Below are 13814 nucleotides of genomic sequence, written 5' to 3' on the forward strand. Positions count from 1 at the left end.
ATGGTCTGGACCTGTCAAGGGTCTAGACCATGATTGTCACGGCAGGGGCGGTCGGCTCGCGCCGGGGACGGCCGGCGCCCGGTGTGCGAGGATCCGGCCGTGGACCCGCTGACGCCCGAAGACCCCACCCGTATGGGCCCGTTCCGCCTCCTCGGCCGGCTCGGCACCGGCGGAATGGGCCGTGTGTATCTCGCCCGGTCCGAGGGCGGACGTACGGTCGCCGTGAAGGTCGTACACGCGGAGCTGGCCGCGCAGCGGGAGTTCCGGCTGCGGTTCGCACGCGAGGTCGCCGCGCTGGAGCGGGTCGGCGGCACCGGCACCGCGGCGCTGATCGCCTCCGACACCGCGGCCGACGCGCCATGGGTGGCGGTCGCGTACGTACCCGGCCCGTCCCTGCGGACCGTCGTGGACGACCACGGTCCGCTGCCCACCGATTCGGTGCGGACGCTCGCGGCCGGACTCGGGCGGGCCCTGGACCACATCCACGCCGCCGGACTCGTGCACCGCGATCTGAAGCCCTCCAACATCCTGCTGGCCGTGGAGGGTCCGAGGATCATCGACTTCGGTATCGCGCGGGCGGTGGACACGGTCACGGACGGCGGGCTCACCAGCACGGGCGCCGTCGTCGGTTCACCCGGCTTCATGTCCCCCGAGCAGGTGCGGGGCGAGAAGATCACCCCGGCGTCGGACGTCTTCTGCGTGGGTGCGGTGCTCGCGTACGCGGCCACGGGACGGCAGCCGTTCGGGTCGACCGAGAGCGGCGTCCACGCCGTCATGTTCCGGATCGCGCACGACGAGCCGGATCTGCAGGGGCTGCCGGAGGCGCTCGCCCCGCTCGTACGGGCGTGTCTGGACAAGGACCCGGCCCGGCGGCCCACCGCCGCCGAACTGGCGCGTACGTCACCGGACCCCGGTGACGCCTGGCTGCCCCCCGAGCTGCTGGCCCGGCTCGGCGCGCAGGCGGCCCGGCTGCTGGACGCGGACACACCAGTGCCCGGTGAGGCCACACCGGTGCCCGGCGAGGAGCCCCGGTCGAAGGCGACGCGGCGCCGGGGGCGTACCGTCCTCGCCGCCGTCTGTGCGGTGGCGGTGCTCGGGGGCGGCGGCGCACTGGCCGCGACGTACTGGCCGGACCGGGCTCCCGAGTCGTACGAGAAGGAGCCCGGGAGCACCACCGGGACGGGAGATGCCGCCGGGGCCGAGGCCGGTGATGTGCCGGACGTCTTCATCGGCGCCTGGGAAGGCGTGCTGAAAGGCGCCGACGACAATCCCAAGTCGACCGGCCGCATCGAGATCAGCCAGGGCCGGAAGGGCCGCAAGACCGCGGTCTACGTCCAGGTCACCGGCGAACGGCTGTGCATGGGACGGTCCGTCCTCGTCTCGGCGGACGACGACAGGATCGTCTTCGGCGAGAGCGACGTGACCACGAGCGTCCCGGCGAAGGAGTGCCTGCCCGCCGCGCACCAGACGCTCACCATGCGCTCCCAGGACGTCATGGAGTGGACGTCCGGCGCCGTGACGGCCACGTTCCGCAGGACGAAGACGGGCCCCCAGGTCGTCCCCGCGGCCTTCGTGGGCACATGGAAGCAGCACTTCGACGAACTCGCCGGCGGCGAGCAGAACGACCTGTTCGACAACACCGTCACCATCACCCAGGGCCCGGTCGGCGCACCGCTCGTCCGCTTCGAGGATGCGTACCCGAAGACCGACCCGGCGACCGGCGAGCCCCTCGACGCGACCGTCCACTGCGCCGCCACGGCGGTGCTGGGCGGCATCAACAACCTGCTCGTCATCGGCCCGCGCGTGCCCGACGCCGGCGCCTTTGACCCCGACTGCTCGCCCGACGGCGCGTCGCAGAGTCTGCGTATCGACCTCTTCGAGGGCAGGCAGCGCCTGCTCATGTACGGGATGGGGCCGGACGGGGAGCCCGGGGAGTACTTCCGGGACCGCTGAACCGGCTCCGATCGCCGCGGCGGGCCGCGGGACCACGGGAGCCTTTCTCTCCGTCAATGACGCGTGGTGGATTTCGGGTCCCGCCCTCGGCGGGACCACCGTCACCATCACCGGCAGCAACCTGACCTACGCCGACGAAGTGCGCTTCGGGGGTGTTCCGGTGCCCTTCACGGTGGTCTCCGGCACGCAGGTCGTCGCCGTCGCCCCCGGAGGGACACCGGGGACCGCGACGGTCGTCGTGCACACCCCAGCAGGCACCAGCTCTGGCGTCCCGTACGTGTACGTCACCTGAGCCACACCCCCTTCCCCGGAGGCAAGGGGAGACGCCGGCAGGACCGACGGCGGCCGCCACGCCGTTGCTCCGGCATGGTGACGGCCATTCAGGTCGAAGCGGAGCGGGCGTCGCAGCGGTCCGGAACGTCCCCGCGCGGCGCTCTGCGGGCGAACGGCGCAGGCCGGCCGGCCCGGACGCCATCCAGTCCCGAGCAATACGCCCGGTCTTTGCCATTTGATGATGATATGCAGTGAGTGTGGCTTGTCGAGTGCCGGCCGCGGGACCCGTGCCCGCGGCCGGTCCCGTCCCTCCCGCATGCCTGATGCGACGTCTGCCGGCGGGGCTGTCAAGAGAGGTGAACCAGGCATGACTCCTGGGATTCGGACGAACCGTTCCCCGCGCGCGGTACGGGGCGGGCGGGTGGCAGCCCGCACCGCATTCGGCCCCGCGGGCCGCGCCGCCTCCGCGCTGCTCGCCCTGGTCCTCGCCGTTCTCTCCCCGGCCCTGCTCCCCCAGGTCCCGGCGACGGCGGCCCAGGCCGTCCCCGCCGGGACCTATGCCTACGTCACCAACGAAGGCAGCAGCACCGTGTCCGTGATCGACGTCGCGAAACCGGCCGCTCCCGTGGCCGGCAGTCCCGTCCCTGTCGGCTCAGGACCGGTCAGAGTGGCGGTCACCCCCGACGGCGCCAAGGCCTACGTCACCAACCAGAACAGCAACACGGTGTCGGTGATCGACACTGCGGCCAACACGGTCGGCGCCACCATCCCGGTCGGCACGCTCCCTGTCGGTGTCGCGGTCTCGCCCGACGGCGCCAAGGTCTACGTCACCAACGCGGCCGGCAACTCCGTGTCCGTCATCAGCACCACGACCGACAAGGTCACGGCCACCATCCCGGTCGGCGCCGCACCGCTCGCGGTCGTCGTCTCGCCCAATGGCACGAAGGCCTACGTCGTCAACAGCAACGACGACTCCGTCTCGGTGATCAACACCGACACCGACAAGGTCACCACCACCTTCAATGTCGGCATCGGACCGTTCGGGGCCGGAATCACGCCCGACGGCAAGAAGCTCTACGTCACCAACGCGATCGACAACTCCGTGTCCGTCATCAACGCCGCGACCGACAAGGTCACGACTGCCATCCCGGTCGGCACCGGACCGCTCGACGTCGCGATCGCCCCCGACGGCACGAAGGCCTACGTCACCAACGGCAACGGCAACACGGTGTCGGTGATCAACACCGCCACCGACCAGGTCGCCCTCACCGTCCAGGCCGGCACCGGACCACTGGACGTCGCCTTCGGCACCCTGCGCAACGGGGCCACCACGACGTCGATCGCCTCTTCCCCACGCCCGTCCACATGCCGTCAGGAAGTGACCCTCACCGCGACCGTGTCAGCCGACGGCGGCGGGACGCCCGCCGACGGCAGCGTCACCTTCCGCAACGGCACGACGGCCCTGGGCACCGTCCCCCTCGACAACGGCAGTGCGGTCCTCGTCATCCCCGCTCTGCCCCTCGGGGACCACTCCCTCACCGCCCACTACAGCGGCGGCGCGACGTACGCCGAATCCGCGTCGCCCGTCCTCATCCACACCGTCGCGCCAGGCTACGACTGGAGCGGCCCCGGCCGCTGCCAGGACCGTCCGGACGACCCGGACCACGATCACGGCCACCGCCCGGACCACCCGGAGCGTCCGGACCACGACGCCGACCACGACGCCGACCACGACACGGGACACCGTCCGGCAGGCCGACTCCACAGCGTCTGAACGGGCGGAGAACATCGGTCGACGGAACGGCCTTCCGGACGGAACTCACGCCGTATGCACGTACGGTGACGATCCGTGGAATGGGTGAGCGCCGAGAACCTCGTGGCCGTGGGCACCGCTGTGCTCGGCGTCCTGGCCTCCGTCGCCGTGCTCTGGTACGAGCGCCGCGTGCCGAGCCGTAAGCGCATCGGCTACCGCATCCAGCTGGACACGCCGATAGGCAGCAACGTACGCAACGGCCGCCCCAACATCCGGCTCGGGCTGTTCAACGACACGCCCGACATGTCCGACGGGACGCTCGTCCTCCTGCGCATCGAGAACGACGGCTCGCAGAGCATCGCCGACAACGACTACACCGGCCGTGAACTCCACGGCCTCACGGTCGATTTCACCGACCGCTTCGTGCGCGGCCTCGCCGTCACCCACCCCAGCGACACGGAACACCTCGTCGAGCACTTCACCCCGGCCGCCGGCCTGCGGTTCGTCGGAAACACCCTCTACATCCCGCGCGTCCCCCTCAACCGCGGCGAGCACTTCAAGCTGCTCGTACTGCTCTCCGGCGGCCCGGTCGGCTGCGAGGTCCGGATCACCGGCGGCATCCGGGACGGCGAGGTGATGCCCAACCGCGCCGTCCTGCCCGACGACAAGCCCCCGCTCTTCAGCAGAGCGGCCCGCAACATCACCGTGCTGCTGACCCTCTGCGTGGTCGCGCTCGCCACGATCATCGTCGTACGGGACGACACCCGGCCGCCGATCGGCTGCGCCAAGGGCGAGCTGACCATCACGGGCTCGACGGCCTTCGCACCCGTCGTACGCGAGCTGGCGAAGAAGTACGAGAAGGACTGCGAGGGCTCGAAGGTCACCGTGGACGCCCACGGCAGCGCGGCCGGGATACGGTCGCTCGCCGCGGCGGGCGAGAAGGCGACGAAGGGCTCCCCGGCCCTGATCGCCCTCTCCGACGGACCCAAGCCGGGCGGCTTCCCGCAACTGCGCGAGAACCGGATCGCCGTCTCCGCCTTCGCCCTCGTCGTCAACGAGAAGGTGCCGGTGCGGAACCTCTCCGTCGACCAGATCCGCGGCATCTACCGCGGCGAGATCACCAACTGGAAGCAGCTCGACGGCAGGACGAACCTGCGCATCCTGCTGGTCAGCCGCGACGCCAACTCCGGCACCCGCGAGGTCTTCCAGCGCCGCGTCCTCAGCCGCAACGAGCCCGCCAACTCCTCCCGCGACTGCGTGCGCACCGACGACCCGGAATCGAAGGTCATCCGCTGCGAACTCGACAGCACGGAGCAGGTACTGAGCACCGTGGCCAAGCTTCCGGGCGCCATCGGCTACAGCGAACTGCGCGCCGGTTCCGGTCTGAAGGGAGTCCACCGCCTCGACATCGACGGCGAACCCCCTTCGGTGGAGACCATCGGCACCAGCGCGTATCCGTACCGCGAGATCGAGTACGCGTACACCTACGGCCAGCCGCCCGCGGACTCCCTCGCCTCCAGCTTCCTCGGCTACATGCGGCAGGGCGGGGGCCAGGACGTCGTCACCACCCACGGCCATCTGTCGTGCGCGACGCCGAAGGGGCTGCGGGTCTGCGGGGAGCAGCAGCCAGGACCGCTGACGGATGCGGGCGACTGACACCCGCCAGGCAAAAGCCAACGACATCGTCGGCAGCTCCACGGCGGACGACGGCACCCGCGACCCGCACACGATCCGGCTCTTCGCGGAGGGCGTGCCCAGCTCCGACCGCGGCACGGAGCCGGACCTGGCGGGGTACGAGGGGCCGGACAGGCCTAGGCGTCCGCGAGTTCCGCGATCACCTCGGCGTGGCAGCGCTCCGGGACACACCAGCAGCCGAGCCGGCGGCCGCGCAGGGCGGGGAGCCGGGCCAGCAGCTCGGGGCGCTGCAGCAGATGGGCGCGGTACTTCTCGACCACTTCGTCCCGCGTGCCGTCGCGGCCCGGGCGGAACGGGCCGGCGAGCGGTGAGGCGTCGAGGTGCCGGCCGCCCCGGTGCACGGCACGGCCGACGTACACGACGTCCGCGTACTCGGGGTCGTCGCGGTGTCCCTTGAGGTTGACCACGGTCGTCCTGTGCATGGGCAGATCCTCGCTGCTCGGCCCGGCGGACCCTCAGGGCAGTTTGACCGCGAGGAGGTCGACGGGACGGATGTCGGGCGCCGAGGCCAGCATGGTCTCCGCCGCCTCCATCAGGGCGGCGGCGATCCGGCCCCGCAGATGTCCCGCCCGGCCCTCCTCGTTCTCGAAGGTGTCGAAGACGCCGAAGGTCGTGGCGTTCTCCCGGAAGGCGAACCAGGAGACGGTGTGCTCCTCCTCCTCGGCGAGCTGCAGCGCGCTCCGCAGCAGGTCCGCCACCTGGTCGGCGTACTCGGGCTTGGCCTCGATACGGGCCAGCAGGCCGATGTCCATCGTCGCTCCATGAGTTCGGTGTCGTGCCCCGTTCTTCGGGGACGTCACTCAGCCTAGGAAGCCGAACCAACCGACCCCAGTGTCGTAAACGACTCATCCGATATCGTTTACGACATGGATGTCTCGGTGCTTGTCTACGACGGCGTGTTCGACTCCGGGCTGTGTGCGGCACTGGATGTCCTGGACGCGGCCAACGCGATGCGCGGCGAACTGCCGCAGCCGCCCCCGGCCTGGAACGTCACGAAGATCGGCTTCCGGCGGCAGGTGCGCACCGGCGCGGGACACCTCGTCACGACCGAGCCGGTCGCCGCGGCCGCGGCCACGGATCTGCTGCTGGCGCCCGCCCTGGCCGAACGGCGGCCCGATGCGCTCCTCGACCGGGTGTCGAGCAGCACGATGGCAGCGGCCCGGGAGCTGGTCGCCGACGTGCGCGGGCGGGGCACGCCCGTCGCCTCGGCGTGCACGGGCTCGTTCCTCCTGGCCGAGTCGGGAGTGCTCGACGGGCGGCAGGCGACCACCACCTGGTGGCTGGCGCCGGTGTTCCGCAAGCGGTACCCCGCCGTCGTGCTGGACGAGTCCCGGATGGTGACCACATCGGACGGTGTGACCACGGCCGGCGCGGCGTTCGGGCACGTCGACCTCGCGCTCGCCGTCGTGCGGATGACCAGCCCGGCCCTCGCGGATCTCGTCGCCCGCTACCTGGTCGTCGACGAACGGCCCTCGCAGTCCGCGTACACGATCCCGAGCGCGCTGGCGCAGAGCGATCCCCTGGTCGCCGCGTTCGAGCGGTGGGCGCGGCTGCATCTCGACGAGCCGATCGGCCTGGCCGATGCGGCGCGCTCCCTCGGCGTCAGCGAGCGCACGCTCCAGCGCACCGTCCGCCGCGTCCTGGGCACCACGCCCGTGCGCTTCGTCCAGGACCTGCGCGTCGAACAGGCCACGCATCTGCTGCGGACCACGGACCTGTCGCTGGACTCCATCGCCCGCAAGGTCGGCTACGAGCACGCGAACACCCTGCGGATCCTGCTGCGCGAACGCACCGGCACCACGGCGGGGACCCTGCGCGCCCGCTGACAAGGAGCGCACAGGGAAGCGGCCCGCGGGAACGGTGTCCCGCGGGCCGCTTCGTACGCCTTGCCTTGCCTTGGCTTGCCTGCGCTTACAGGAAGGAGTTGATCTCGATCGTCTCGGTGCGGCCGGGGCCGACGCCGATCGCCGAGATCGGGGCGCCCGACATCTCCTCCAGCGCCTTCACGTACCCCTGCGCGTTCTTCGGCAGATCGGAGAAGGTCTTCGCCTTGGTGATGTCCTCGGACCAGCCCGGCAGGTACTCGTACACCGGCTTCGCGTGGTGGAAGTCGCTCTGCGAGTACGGCAGTTCCTCGACGCGCTTGCCGTCGATCTCGTACGCGACGCAGACCGGGATCTGCTCCCAGCCGGTCAGCACGTCCAGCTTGGTGAGGAAGAAGTCGGTCAGGCCGTTGACGCGGGTGGCGTAGCGGGCGATGACCGCGTCGAACCAGCCGCAGCGGCGGTCGCGGCCGGTGGTCACACCGCGCTCGCCGCCGATGCGGCGCAGGGCCTCGCCGTCGTCGTCGAAGAGCTCGGTCGGGAACGGGCCGGCGCCGACGCGGGTCGTGTACGCCTTGAGGATGCCGATGACGCGGCTGATCTTCGTCGGGCCGACACCGGCACCGGTGCAGGCACCGCCGGCGGTCGGGTTGGAGGAGGTGACGAAGGGGTACGTGCCGTGGTCGACGTCCAGGAGGGTGCCCTGCCCGCCCTCGAAGAGGACGACCTTGCCCTCGTCGATGGCGTTGTTCAGGATCAGCGTCGTGTCGGCGACGTACGGCTTGATCTGCTCGGCGTAGCCCAGCATCTCCTCGACGATCTTGTCCGCCTCGATCGCGCGGCGGTTGAAGACCTTGGCGAGCAGCTGGTTCTTGTTCTCCAGCGCCGCCTCGACCTTCTGCGCCAGGATCGACTCGTCGTAGAGGTCCTGGACGCGGATGCCGACGCGGTTGATCTTGTCGGCGTACGTCGGGCCGATGCCGCGGCCGGTGGTGCCGATCTTGCGCTTGCCGAGGAACCGTTCCGTCACCTTGTCGAGGGTGACGTTGTACGGGGTGATCAGATGGGCGTTACCGCTGATCAGGAGCTTGGACGTGTCGACGCCGCGCTCGTTCAGCCCGCTCAGCTCGGAGAGCAGGACAGCCGGGTCGACGACGACTCCGTTGCCGATGACCGGGGTGCACCCCGGCGAGAGGATTCCGGAAGGGAGGAGGTGGAGCGCATACTTCTGGTCGCCGACGACGACCGTGTGGCCGGCGTTGTTGCCACCCTGGTAACGCACCACATAATCCACGGATCCACCGAGGAGGTCGGTGGCCTTTCCCTTGCCTTCGTCACCCCACTGAGCACCGAGCAGCACAAGTGCGGGCACAGGCGTACACCCCTTCCGGGCGGGGCATGTCCAAGGTCAGGGGGCCTGAGCCGCCAACCGGTGTGCCCCGGAATAGACGAAGCCCCTGGCGCAATAGCGCAAGGGGCTCTTGCACAAAGATGCTACCCGAGGAAGGACCGAGGTGTCGGCTCACGACCAGCTCCTGGTGGTCATCGACCCGGTCGCCCGCCGTATTGACGGCGAGTCCGTTCGGATCGTGAAGGATGTGTTGTGTGCCGGGTCGGCGGCGAAAATCTGCCTGCCCGACGGGCCCGAGGAATTTTGCCGGGCACTGGCCCGAAGGGGTGCCAGGCGGCCTGTCGTGGTCGGTGACGACCGTGCCCTGCTGCGCGCGGTCGCCGCTCTGCACCGGGGGCGCGAGCTCGCGGACGAGGCGCTGTCGCTCGTACCGGTGGGGGCCGGCGCGTCGGTGGAACTGGCGCGGGCCCTGGGGGTGCCGACGGGGCCGGTGGCCGCGGCGCGCTCAGTGCTGGACGGGGTGGCGCAGTCGCTGGACCTGCTGGTGGACGACAGCGACGGCGTGGTGCTGGGGGATCTGCGGATCCCGGCCTCGCCCGGATCGGCACCGTCCTCCGCCGCACACCCCGCGTCGGTCTGGGACACCTGCCGCTCCCTCGTCCGCACGCTGGTCCGCCCGGCTTCGCCCGCCGCCCCGCCGGCCGCGCAGACGCACCGGCTGCGGGTCGAGGCGGACGGGGTGCTGCTCAGCGACCTGAACGAGCCGGTCGAGAACGTACGGGTGCGCACGGCCGAGGGCGCCGCGGAGGTGATCGTGAAGCGCCGGTCGGGCGCGGAGCCCCTGCGGACCCTGGCCAAGGTCGTCACGGTCTCGGGCCCCAGCTTCCGCTATCGCGCGGACGCCCTGATCACGGGCCCGGTCCGGCACCGGACCTGGACGCTGCGGCCGAACGCGTGGGCGTTGACCCTCCCGGCAGCGGCGCCGCCGGAGTAGCTTCACGCCGACGAGGGCGGGGCGGGGCGGGGGCGCGATTCATGGGCGGCGGGCTCCGGCTCGCGTGGCCGGAGGACGTGGCGCCGATCACGAAGGCAGGGCGAGCCCGTGGTCGTCGTCCCATGGATCGACGGGCGCGCCTACTGGCCGCGGCATCCGTACGCGGAGCCGAACCCGCGCGATCCGGAGACCCGGGAGCACCTGGGGCGGCCGGTGGCCGGGGCCCCGTCGGCCTGAGCCGCCGTCAGGCCACGGGGGGCACAGCCCTTCACGAGCCGAAGAGCTCCTGCCGGCGCACCTGCCAGCGCTCCATCATGTCGACGAGCTCGTCCTGGACGAAGTCGAAGAACGCGAGGGTCTCCGCCAGCCGCCGCCCGGCCGGGGTGTCCGGGCCGAGGCTGGCCACGCCCTCGCGCAGGGCGTCGGACCACCGCTTGATGACCGCGTCGCGGTTCGTCAGCGCCTCGTACCACTGGTTGCTGTGGACGCGGTAGCGCTCGCGTCGCGATCCGGGCTCGCGCTCCCGCGAGACCATGTGCTGCTGCGAGAGGTAGCGCACGGCGCCGGAGACCGCGGCGGGGCTGACCTGGAGCTGTTCGCCGAGCTCGGCCGAGGTCAGCGTGCCGGTGTCGGACGCGAGCAGGGCGGCGAAGACCCGGGCGGGCATGCGCGTCATGCCCGCCTCGACGAGCTGCGCCGCGAAGCGTTCGACGAAGTCGGACACCGCCGCTTCGTCCCGCTCGCCCGGCTTCTTCTCGGTCTGTTCAGTCACCACCGGATCATCTCCCCTGCTCACGCCCCTGCGCCGAGTTTATACGCTTCCTTAACTTCACAAATTTGTGAACCCAGCGTACGTTCTGAATCATGACGAAGGCAATCACGGTCGCCGGACTGCACAAGTCGTTCGGGCGCACACACGCACTGGACGGCCTCGACCTCGCGGTCGAGACCGGTGAGGTCCACGGCTTCCTCGGCCCCAACGGCTCCGGGAAGTCCACCACCATCCGAGTCCTCCTGGGCCTGCTGCACGCCGACTCCGGCGCCGCCCGGCTGCTCGGCAGGGACCCCTGGAAGGACGCGGTCGAGCTGCACCGGCGGCTCGCGTACGTCCCCGGCGACGTGACGCTCTGGCGCAACCTCTCCGGCGGTGAGGTCATCGACCTCTACGGCCGGCTCCGCGGCGGCCTCGACAAGGCGCGCCGCGACCGGCTGGTCGAGCGGTTCGAACTGGACCCGACCAAGAAGGGGCGTACGTACTCGAAGGGCAACCGGCAGAAGGTCGCCCTCGTCGCCGCCTTCGCGTCCGATGTCGAGCTGCTCATCCTCGACGAGCCGACGAGCGGCCTCGACCCCCTGATGGAAGAGGTCTTCCAGCAGTGCGTGGCCGAGGAGCGCGACCGCGGCAGGACGGTCCTGCTCTCCAGCCATGTGCTGAGCGAGGTCGAGGCGCTCTGCGACCGGGTCAGCATCATCCGCAAGGGGCGGACCGTCGAGAGCGGCTCGCTCGCGGATCTGCGGCATCTGACCCGTACGAGCGTGAGCGCGGAGCTCGCGGGCGCACCCAACGGGCTCACCCATCTGCCCGGTGTGCACGACCTGGACATCCAGGGCAGGCGCGTCAAGCTCCAGGTCGACACGGACAAGCTGGACGCGGTGCTGCGTTCGCTCACCGAGTCGGGCGTGCGGTCGCTGACCAGCACCCCGCCCACGCTGGAGGAGCTGTTCCTGCGCCATTACCAGGACGACGTACGCGACGCAGGCGGCGACGTACGCGACGCGGGCACGGAAGAGGCGATGTCACGATGACCGCCGTCGCACAGACCGCGGGGTTCACCCGGCGCTCGGGCGGCTCACGCCCCATGGCCGGCACGGGAGCGCTCCTGCGGCTCGCGCTGCGCCGCGACCGGATCATGCTGCCCCTCTGGGTGCTCGTGACCGGCGGTGTGATCAGCAGCGCCCCGAACTCCCTCAGGACGCTGTACGCCACGGCCGCCGACCGGGCCGGCGTCGTCAGCACCATGTCGGGCAACGGCTCGCTGCGCGCCCTGTACGGTCCGGCCTTCAGCGACTCGGTCGGCGGCATCGTCGCCTGGCGCTACGTCACCTTCGGCGCACTGCTGGCCGGGATCATGAGCCTGATCATCGTGATCCGGCACACCCGCGAGGAGGAGGAGACGGGCCGTCAGGAGCTGCTGTCCTCGGCGGTGGTGGGGCGGCGCGCCCCGCTGACCGCGGCGCTGCTCACCGCGCTCGTCGCCAACGCGGCGCTGGCCCTGATCATCGCGGCCGGCCTCCAGGGCGAGGGAGGGGAGGGCGCGCTGGCGCTCGGGGTCGCCATCGGCGGCGTCGGCATGCTCTTCGCCACCATGGCGGGGATCACCGCACAGCTCACCGAGAGCGCGCGCCTCGCCAAGGGGCTGACCGCGGCCGTGCTCGGGTTCGCGTTCGTACTGCGGGCCGCGGGCGACGCCGGGTCCAACGACGGCTCGTCCGTGCTGACCTGGGTGTCGCCGGTCGGCTGGGCCGAGAACATGCGGGCCTTCGCCGACGAGCGCTGGTGGATCCTGCTGATGTTCGCCGGGGCGATCGCGGTGCAGGCCGTCGTCGCGTTCAACCTGGCGGGGCGGCGCGACATCGGCATGAGCTTCCTGCCGACCCGGCCGGGCCCCGCCGTCGGGCGCATCGCCACGGCCGGCGGACTCGCGTGGCGGCTGCAGCGCGGCAGTGTGCTCGGCTGGGGCATCGGCCTGCTGGCCACCGGCATCATGTTCGGCGGCATCACCGAAGGCGCCACCGAACTGGTCGGCGACTCCGAGCGGACCCGCGAGATCATCGAGCGGATGGGCGGCCAGTCCGGCCTCACCAACGCCTTCCTGGCCGGCATGGTCGGCATGCTCGGCATGGTGACCGCGCTGTACATCGTGCAGGCGGTGCTGCGACTGCACGGCGAGGAGACCGGGCAGCGCGCCGAACCGCTGCTGGCCTCGGCTGTGGGACGCGTGCGGTGGGCGGCCGGCCACCTGCTCATCGCCTTCGGCGGGGCGGCGCTCATGATGCTGCTCGGCGGCGCGGGGCTGGCCCTCGGGTACGGGCAGGACCTCGGCCCGATCCTGGGCGCCTGCCTCGTGCAGCTCCCGGCGATCTGGGTGCTGGGCGCCGTCGCGGTGCTGCTGCACGGCGCCTTCCCGAAAGCGGTGATGATCGCGTGGGCGGCGGCGGGCCTGTCCCTGGGACTCGGCTGGATCGGCCCCGCGCTGGACCTGCCGCAGACGGTGATGAACCTGTCGCCGTTCGAGCACCTGCCCTCGCTTCCGGGCCCCGAGATGCAGTGGGCGCCGGTGCTGGTCCTGACGGCGCTGGCCACGGCCTTGGTGGCGGCGGGCCTGGCGGGGCTGCGCCGCCGGGACCTGATCACCTGACGCCCCGCCCCGCCTCTGCCTCCGCCCTTCGAACGCGTGGCGCCCGGACCTGTAGCGGAGTCCGGGCGCCGCGTGCTGCTGGTACGGCGTGCTGCCAGGCGGCCGCGGGCAACCCTGTTACCGCGGAATGCCGGTACCGCGCGCCGGCGGGAATCGCGGGCAACGGGGCCGCGTCCGTCGTGGGCATGAGCCGAGAGAACACGGGCACGAGCCGGGACGCCGCGGGGTGTGCCGGCCTCCTCCTGGCAGCCGTCGGCGCCGCGACCGCAGTGCTCGCATGGGCGCCGCTCGCGCGGATCAGCATCACCGGCGGGTTCGAGGGACGGCACCGCGACCTGAGCGTGCTCTACGTCGACCTCCCGCTCATCGCGCTCGGCGGCGCGCTCGTCCCGCTCGCGGCCTGGGCGCTGACGCGGCGCCGGCTGGGCCGCCCCTGGGTCGCGGCGGTCGTGGCCGTGGGGGCGCTCGGGCTGGCGGTCTGGGGGCTGACGGCGTGGTGGACGCCGTACGAGCGGCCGGAGTTCGTGTACTAAGGGCGCCTGCGTCACGTCCC

14 protein-coding genes are annotated in these 13814 nt (G+C 71.6%); 10 read left to right on the forward strand and 4 right to left on the reverse strand.

Features of this window, described 5'->3' with window-relative positions; all coding sequences use genetic code 11:
- Positions 1–99 precede the first annotated feature (99 nt).
- The 4 genes from ACFV9O_RS12275 (at position 100) to ACFV9O_RS12290 (ending at position 5635) form a co-directional block, all read left to right on the forward strand.
- Positions 100–1953: a serine/threonine-protein kinase gene (locus ACFV9O_RS12275; RefSeq protein WP_385415913.1), complete on the forward strand. Its 1854-nt coding sequence runs from the start codon at positions 100–102 to the stop codon at positions 1951–1953.
- Between the two features lie 70 nt (positions 1954–2023).
- Entirely contained in the window at positions 2024–2245 is a 222-nt protein-coding gene (locus tag ACFV9O_RS12280; protein WP_385416024.1) for an IPT/TIG domain-containing protein, read from the forward strand.
- Between the two features lie 348 nt (positions 2246–2593).
- Positions 2594–4000 carry an Ig-like domain repeat protein gene (locus ACFV9O_RS12285; protein WP_385415915.1) on the forward strand — a complete coding sequence of 469 codons (1407 nt, stop codon included), beginning with the start codon at positions 2594–2596 and terminating at the stop codon, positions 3998–4000.
- Between the two features lie 75 nt (positions 4001–4075).
- A complete protein-coding gene (locus tag ACFV9O_RS12290) occupies positions 4076–5635 on the forward strand; it encodes a substrate-binding domain-containing protein (RefSeq protein ID WP_385415917.1) in 1560 nt (519 codons plus the stop codon).
- A gap of 155 nt (positions 5636–5790) precedes the next feature.
- On the opposite strand, the gene ACFV9O_RS12295 is transcribed toward ACFV9O_RS12290, so the two are convergent.
- Positions 5791–6096, reverse strand: a complete 306-nt coding sequence (locus ACFV9O_RS12295; protein ID WP_385415919.1) for a DUF4326 domain-containing protein — start codon at positions 6094–6096, stop codon at positions 5791–5793.
- A 33-nt stretch (positions 6097–6129) separates the two neighbouring features.
- Positions 6130–6426 (reverse strand): putative quinol monooxygenase, encoded by a 297-nt coding sequence (locus ACFV9O_RS12300; protein ID WP_385415922.1) that lies wholly within the window; start codon positions 6424–6426, stop codon positions 6130–6132.
- A gap of 114 nt (positions 6427–6540) precedes the next feature.
- Here ACFV9O_RS12300 and ACFV9O_RS12305 point away from each other — a divergent pair, with 114 nt between their 5' ends.
- Positions 6541–7500 carry a GlxA family transcriptional regulator gene (locus tag ACFV9O_RS12305; RefSeq protein ID WP_385415924.1) on the forward strand — a complete coding sequence of 320 codons (960 nt, stop codon included), beginning with the start codon at positions 6541–6543 and terminating at the stop codon, positions 7498–7500.
- A gap of 85 nt (positions 7501–7585) precedes the next feature.
- Here the strand turns inward: ACFV9O_RS12305 and ACFV9O_RS12310 are convergent, their stop codons facing one another.
- Entirely contained in the window at positions 7586–8869 is a 1284-nt protein-coding gene (locus ACFV9O_RS12310; RefSeq protein WP_385415925.1) for an adenylosuccinate synthase, read from the reverse strand.
- A 142-nt stretch (positions 8870–9011) separates the two neighbouring features.
- On the opposite strand from ACFV9O_RS12310, the gene ACFV9O_RS12315 reads away from it, so the two are divergent.
- On the forward strand, positions 9012–9842 hold the full coding sequence (locus ACFV9O_RS12315; protein WP_385415928.1) for a diacylglycerol kinase: 831 nt from the start codon (positions 9012–9014) through the stop codon (positions 9840–9842).
- A gap of 108 nt (positions 9843–9950) precedes the next feature.
- A complete protein-coding gene (locus tag ACFV9O_RS12320) occupies positions 9951–10079 on the forward strand; it encodes a hypothetical protein (RefSeq protein WP_385415931.1) in 129 nt (42 codons plus the stop codon).
- A 31-nt stretch (positions 10080–10110) separates the two neighbouring features.
- On the opposite strand, the gene ACFV9O_RS12325 is transcribed toward ACFV9O_RS12320, so the two are convergent.
- Positions 10111–10566 (reverse strand): GbsR/MarR family transcriptional regulator, encoded by a 456-nt coding sequence (locus ACFV9O_RS12325; protein WP_385416027.1) that lies wholly within the window; start codon positions 10564–10566, stop codon positions 10111–10113.
- A 140-nt stretch (positions 10567–10706) separates the two neighbouring features.
- Here ACFV9O_RS12325 and ACFV9O_RS12330 point away from each other — a divergent pair, with 140 nt between their 5' ends.
- From ACFV9O_RS12330 to ACFV9O_RS12340, 3 genes are all read left to right on the forward strand, one after another.
- Positions 10707–11648 carry an ATP-binding cassette domain-containing protein gene (locus tag ACFV9O_RS12330; protein ID WP_385415933.1) on the forward strand — a complete coding sequence of 314 codons (942 nt, stop codon included), beginning with the start codon at positions 10707–10709 and terminating at the stop codon, positions 11646–11648.
- The gene (locus ACFV9O_RS12335) at positions 11645–13261 is read left to right on the forward strand and encodes an ABC transporter permease (protein WP_385415936.1); all 1617 of its coding nucleotides are present in this window, start codon (positions 11645–11647) and stop codon (positions 13259–13261) included. The genes ACFV9O_RS12330 and ACFV9O_RS12335 overlap by 4 nt, the downstream gene beginning before the upstream one ends.
- A gap of 185 nt (positions 13262–13446) precedes the next feature.
- Positions 13447–13794, forward strand: coding sequence for a hypothetical protein (locus ACFV9O_RS12340; RefSeq protein ID WP_385415939.1), 348 nt, complete (start codon positions 13447–13449; stop codon positions 13792–13794).
- Positions 13795–13814: the final 20 nt, after the last annotated feature.

This window comes from Streptomyces sp. NPDC059909 (genome assembly GCF_042730885.1).
Classification (GTDB): Bacteria; Actinomycetota; Actinomycetes; order Streptomycetales; family Streptomycetaceae; genus Streptomyces.